A 6,000-nucleotide genomic window follows, 5' to 3' on the forward strand; every position below is an offset into this window, starting at 1 on the left:
AGGCAAGGTTCCACCGTGCGACCGCCTCCCTCGACGGCCGCGCCGCCATCACGCCGAAGCCCCATGCTCACCCAGGTTGCTTCCGACGGCCGGTTCCTCTGACACCACCGTTTCCCGTGGAAACTCCTGACCGAGGCTCGCTTCGACCCACGCCCCACACGCCACCGGCATCTCGTCTACCTCCTCCAGCTCGTCTAGCCAGCCTGTCTGAGCTAGACAAATAACAACATAGCTAGGTTGGCTAGACAAGTCAACAATCACGCTACGCCAGCTAGCTCGCTAGGCGGGCTAGCCAGGTTGTGCAACCCTGGAGAGGAGAAGCGAAAGGTTCCTTCTGTACCTCACGAAGGGACTGGCCGAACCGAGGAGCCATGGCGCTAGATCCAGACGACCCGCGACCGCCATACGTGCAGGTAGCGAACGCCCTGCGGGCGGCCATCCTGACCAAGACCTTCTCGCCCGGCGACCGGCTGCCGTCGCGCAACGAGCTGGCCAAGAAGTACAACGTCGCCCCCATGACCGTGCAGAACGCTCTCCGCGAGCTACGCGAGGAGGGCCTGATCGTCTCCCGTCAGGGCAGCGGCGTCTTCGTCCGCGAACGCACCGAACGCCCCATCGGCCTGCGCCCCCACATCGAGCGCGCCTTCGAGCAGCCCAACGTCACCATCGACTTCGCCGGCTTCTCCGGCGAGACCCTGCACGGCGTCATCCAGGAGCCGCTGGACAAGATCAGGATTGGGCGCCTGACGCCCGAGTCCATCCACGTCCGCCTCCTGCTGCCCGACCCCACGCAGCCCATGACCATCCCGTGCCAGGCCGACGACCTCGCCGACAGCCCCGAGTTCCGCAAGCGCGCCAACGAGATCATGCGCCGCCACACCCTCGCCATCGTCGACTCCGTCGAGGAACTAGGCAGCCTCGGCCTGGTCAAGACCATCTCCGCCGAGATCCGCGTCCACCGTGCCGCACCCCTCTTCAAGCTCTACCTAATCAACAACGAAGACGCCTTCTTCGGCTTCTACCCCGTCCGCGAACACGTCATCACCCTCGGCAGCACACCCCGCGCCATCTACGACCTCATGGGCAAGGACGCCATCCTCTTCCACCACTCCGTCACCGACGACAACACCAGCACCGGCAGCCAATACGTCGAACAGGCCCGCGACTGGTTCGAGAGCATGTGGTCCACCGTCTCCACGGAGTTCGTCCGGTGACCGATGTCCCTGTCGACGACCCGGACACCCTGCGCCGCATCCTCGCCAACACCGAAGCCCTACTCCTCGACTTCGACGGCCCCATTTGCTCCGTCTTCGCAGGCTTCCCTGCCCATATCGTCGCCGACCAACTCCGCGACGTCTTGACCGAAGGCGGATATCACATCCTTCCCGACGAGGTTGCCAAGTCCAAAGATCCCTTCGATGTGCTCAAGTACGCTAATACGCTAGGCGACGAAAAAGCACGCATTACAGAAACGGTTTTCCGCGCCCACGAAGTCGAAGCAGCTGCTACGGCAAGAGCGACCGCCGGAGCCAAGGAGCTCATCCGCCAATGGAAATCAACCGGCCATAAACTCGCAATAGTCAGCAACAATAGCGTTGCAGCTATCGAAACATACCTTAGTCTTCACAATCTAACCCAACAATTCGACTACATTTCAGCGCGCGCCGGCTCCGACACCGCCTTACTGAAGCCGCACCCGCACCTAATAAATCAAGCAATAGCGACCATGCAAGCCCTGCCGCAAAGCTGCACACTGGTCGGCGACTCTAGAACAGACATTGAGGCAGCGACCGCCGCTTCCGTTCGTTCGATCGGCTACGCAAACAAATTCGAAAAATTGCACAAGCTCAAACGCGCCAAAGCCGATGCGATCGTAACCGGCATCAATACAATCAGTTTGGCGCTCACACTCTAAAGCTGAGTGAAATTTTAGCTACGAAGCCGCGGAACACCGCCTTTGCGTCCAATCTTAAAGGCAATCCTATACACATCAGGCAAGTCTACACGGCCATCAACGCGTCGACTCATGACACCAAGTTCAATAAGTTCGGCCGCCAGCCCGTGGTAATCATCCACATTTCGAGGACCAGTCCGGACATCTTTCTCGTTGACAAATTCCTGAGTACCCCAGGTATTCTCCAGTTGATGCGAAAGATCAGCCTCATTCCAACGGGATACCAACACCTCCTCATCCATCGGCACTTGCAGTCCTTCGAGTGGCCCAACAGCAGTCGCCACCCACGGAAGATCCTCGTTGACTTCCGCTACGCGGATACTTGACGCAGACTGCACCCCTTCGCGAATACCATCCCAATGAAGCGCAAATTCATGACGAGCAAATCGTTCGGAAGTAACCTCCGTTGCTTTGCGTAGTGCAGTAAGGAAGCTGCGAGGACTTACCTGACCTATTCCATCGATTAGATGGTTCGCTAGCCAAGTGTAGGGGCGACCTTTCCTATGGTCCGTCCCCATGTAACTGCCAGCTATTACCTCAAAAATCTGCTGCTGCCGCTTACTGTCGCCAACGACATCGCTGGGAGGAATGGACCGCCCTGCCGCTTCGTGCCAACCCGGCACGACCTGTCGGAAATTCCGTGAAAGTTCGTCCTTAGCATTCCCTAGGTGATGAAAAAGTAGACCATAAAGGTTTGCCCCACTCCATGTAAGGTCGGCTGCGTTAGCCGTAAGCTTTGAGGAATCCGGAAACTGCATTCGGATACCATTGAACATATCGTGCCTAATGAAGATCTTCGCACGCAAATTACGGGTACGGGTGCGGAGGTCCAACGCTACCTTAAGAATACCTTCAATAAGACGCTCTGTAGTAATACGATCGGGACTAAGCCGATCCAGTGCATCGAACAGGATCAGCTTCACTTGGCCGGAATTACCGGTCTCACGGTCGGCACGAGCAAGAACAACGTCACGCTCTTCAGGGTTTTCCCGCACCCAATCGACTCGATATTGCCAACTCGACATTTTACGCAATTGATCGACGCCTAGACCGAGCAGGACAACCCCAGTCCAGATTTCTTCAGGCGTGGCGCCACCCTTGATCAGATGCGCGAGCGTCGAGGGGCCCGGATAGTCATCTGGCCTCAACTCGGAACCGTATCCCGCAATCGAGTCGATAGATCGAAGGCGAGAAATTTGATAATTCTCCGCCGCAACTTCACGTAGTTGGGCATTTTGAAGCGCCGTGTACCACACCGTCTTTCCGACGCCCCTAGCTCCGCGCACAACCGTTACATCCGGATCAAGCGCATTACGGTGCGTCCCTGGCGTGAAGAGGGTATGACTCTCCGGACGAAGCGTGTCCGCATCTGCCGCTGTAGGCAACGCGGCAAGCAGAAGCGTCCTATACTCATCCTTCGTCAGGTTATCCATCAAGATGCTCACCTGGAAACTTTCCTGCATCGGGGATCAGCGAGGTTACACCATCCAGAAAGTCTCCGAATGCTGCTACAACGAACTCCGACATGCGCCAATCCTGAGAACGTGAGGTGTCAAGCCCTACGAGATCGTTAGTGAACAGAATCGGCAACGGCGCGTGAGGAGCTGTAAGATCTTCTGGACCTGGATTATACGCGTCCGGGTCTACTCCAGTCGCATCTTCGTAAAGCGTCTCAGAAAAGCAGACTTGCGCCCGATCTCGGAAATCCGCAAGGTACTTTTCCTGCCTTAGACCCGGAACCATTGATGCAACCATCTTTAGTCGCAGTCGAATTTCTGTCGCCCAAGCGGAATTTGAGCCCCATTGCGAAAAGAGCGTTTTATAGCCCGTCCAAGTCGCCTCAGTATTCGCGGCGAACAACAGACTCAAGTGACTCAGCTGGGTAATGGCGACAGCCGCAACGTCATGTATGCCTGCCCTACTGTCAAGTAGGACGATATCGGGCCTGCGACTTCTGCGCATAACTTCTGTTTCGCAGGCCTCGACTGCTGCGACCAAGCGGCCCGCGAATCCAATGGCGCGACCTTCATCATTCTCCACAGGAAGGTCAAAATAGATTCGGTTTAGCTTCGCGAGATAATCGTACCCGCGACGAGGTCGCCCGCCTGCGGGAGCCAGCCAAACCTCTCCGTTTCCAGCCGCTTCGACGTTTTGACTACGAACCACCAAGTCTAGACCGTCGGCATTTCCAACTGCCGATTCAACAAGGTAATCGACTAGGCCATACTCGGGTAGATCCTTCATAGATTGAAGCAATGACCCAACACCCGGCGACTCAAGATCAAGGTCAATCACAAGTACACACTTGCCACTAGCAGCGAGGTGGTTAGCAAGCATGAATGTAGCGGTGGATCGGCCAACTCCACCTTTAAATCCATACAACGTTATTCTCGTTTGACTCTGATCGCCAGAGAGTCTGGTCCAATCTGCACCTACGATTCCACGTTCAAGTAGCGACAGACGACCTCGCCGTTCACCAGTCGACTGCACGACCAAAGCATCTGCAGACTCAACGATTGCCGCAGGATCAATTAGTTCCGAGGCTCGCACCACCGGCGACATTGAGCAGTAACTGCCAGTTACGGTTCGAATTTTGGAACTGATTTCAGCCATGACAGCCTCGTCAACAGGAAGCGCTCGGTCGTCAATAATGACGGTAATCCGGCCAACCATATCGCGAACAACTGTCAGATCAAAGCCTTCGGACAGCGCTCCTTCGGCGATCTCTCGCACGGATGACCACGCATCGTCAAACCTAATGATCACGGCAGCGCTCCCGCAATTTGGGCCTGTTGTTGTATAGCAATAATTTGCTTTGCCGCATCCAGATGTGCACGAACCTGCACGGGATCTATATGCTTACCGTCGGAGTATCTGTCATCGACCGCCCAGCCCACGAATGGGTTAGGCTTGGTCATTAGAGCTACAAAGCTCGCACCACCACGCCCTGAAGCCACTAGCGGCAAGTTATCCCAAAGGGGAGGGAGGTGACTGTGAGGTACCTTTTGACCGCCGCCGATCACGGAAACTGGTTTCCCTTTTACGAGGGTGGCACCCAAAAACTGCAATAGAATGACCTTCAGGGCACACTCTGCCGCAAATCCGGCCAAGTGGTCCGCAGAGGCATACCTCTGCATGGAGAAGAGGTGGTCACCATCCGCGTAGTGCCGCCGCGCTGCTGTCGCGAAGTGGGCCACTTGGATCGACGCTGTCACAGACGCAGCGTATCTTGCCGCGCGACCATCTTGCGTGTACACGTCTGTGTCTCAGCGATGTAGCTCTATACAACCCAGGACGGTTGCGCTGCCAGGAGGTGCCAGGAGGTAGCTGCCGAATCTGGCTCTATCGGACCAAGACGCGCCGCCGGCGGCGGCGCGTGGTCGGCCTGGCAGCGCCGATCACCAGGTCGTATGGCCGGAAGGGCCGCCAACGGCCCTCACCTCAGGCTTCGCCGGGCCGGGCGACCCTTCCGGCCGCGGCCGCCGGCGCACGCCAGGAACGCCACCGCCGGCGGCGCGACGACCAGGTGCCCATCGTACGCAGCCCAAGGCGCGGCAGCTCCCAACGGCCACGCGCGTCCGGGCGGCACCCCCGATACGCCCATCATCGACTACGGCCACGTATCGGGATGACGCCCTCAGCCTGGCTGGGGCCAAGCAAGATCCACTGAGTCGGGTAGCCGGGAGGGGAATCCCAATGCGCCGTGTCAACTGAACTTTTTCGAAGAGCTAATCCACGTCGCCGCACGCGTTAGTTGCCTGCGCCGTCGTCAACCTCCGGTTTTCGGTGGAGGTAGTCGAGGTTGTTGCGGGTGAGCAGCGTGCTGGGGTGGTCGGCGCCCAGGACCCGCTGGCGGTCCTCGAGGAGGCGTTCGAGCTCGGCGATCGCGCCCGCGACATCACCCGCCTCAGCCCGCCAGGAGGCGAGATTGCCGCGGGTGACCAGTGTGTCGGGGTGGTCGGCGCCCAGGACCCGCTGGCGGTCCTCGAGGAGGCGTTCGAGCTCGGCGATCGCGCCCGCGACATCACCCGTCTCAGCCCGCCAGG

6 protein-coding genes are annotated in these 6,000 nt (G+C 58.2%); 2 read left to right on the forward strand and 4 right to left on the reverse strand.

All coding sequences use genetic code 11. From position 1 onward, the window contains the following. The first annotated feature begins 371 nt into the window (after window positions 1-371). A complete protein-coding gene (locus ACIG5F_RS23305) occupies window positions 372-1,214 on the forward strand; it encodes a GntR family transcriptional regulator (protein WP_396520644.1) in 843 nt (280 codons plus the stop codon). After that, a complete protein-coding gene (locus ACIG5F_RS23310; RefSeq protein ID WP_396520646.1) occupies window positions 1,211-1,915 on the forward strand; it encodes an HAD family hydrolase in 705 nt (234 codons plus the stop codon). Before ACIG5F_RS23305 ends, ACIG5F_RS23310 begins: the two co-directional genes overlap by 4 nt. Window positions 1,916-1,929: 14 nt before the next feature. Here the strand turns inward: ACIG5F_RS23310 and ACIG5F_RS23315 are convergent, their stop codons facing one another. From ACIG5F_RS23315 to ACIG5F_RS23330, 4 genes are all read right to left on the reverse strand, one after another. Beyond that, window positions 1,930-3,399 (reverse strand): hypothetical protein, encoded by a 1,470-nt coding sequence (locus ACIG5F_RS23315; RefSeq protein ID WP_396520648.1) that lies wholly within the window; start codon window positions 3,397-3,399, stop codon window positions 1,930-1,932. Further along, the gene (locus tag ACIG5F_RS23320; protein WP_396520650.1) at window positions 3,380-4,687 is read right to left on the reverse strand and encodes a ParA family protein; all 1,308 of its coding nucleotides are present in this window, start codon (window positions 4,685-4,687) and stop codon (window positions 3,380-3,382) included. Before ACIG5F_RS23320 ends, ACIG5F_RS23315 begins: the two co-directional genes overlap by 20 nt. Window positions 4,688-4,716: 29 nt before the next feature. Continuing rightward, a complete protein-coding gene (locus tag ACIG5F_RS23325) occupies window positions 4,717-5,169 on the reverse strand; it encodes a hypothetical protein (RefSeq protein WP_396520652.1) in 453 nt (150 codons plus the stop codon). 535 nt (window positions 5,170-5,704) lie between these two features. Further along, window positions 5,705-6,000, reverse strand: a 296-nt coding sequence (locus ACIG5F_RS23330; RefSeq protein WP_396520654.1) for a tetratricopeptide repeat protein, incomplete at its 5' end; no start/stop codon positions are given.

This window comes from Kutzneria sp. NPDC052558, from assembly GCF_044547355.1.
GTDB lineage: Bacteria > Actinomycetota > Actinomycetes > Mycobacteriales > Pseudonocardiaceae > Kutzneria.

What these genes read in the sequence shown, in the direction of transcription:
- ACIG5F_RS23305 (WP_396520644.1), top strand. Translation starts at nt 372, where the DNA reads ATGGCGCTAGATCCAGACGACCCGCGACCGCCATACGTGCAGGTAGCG.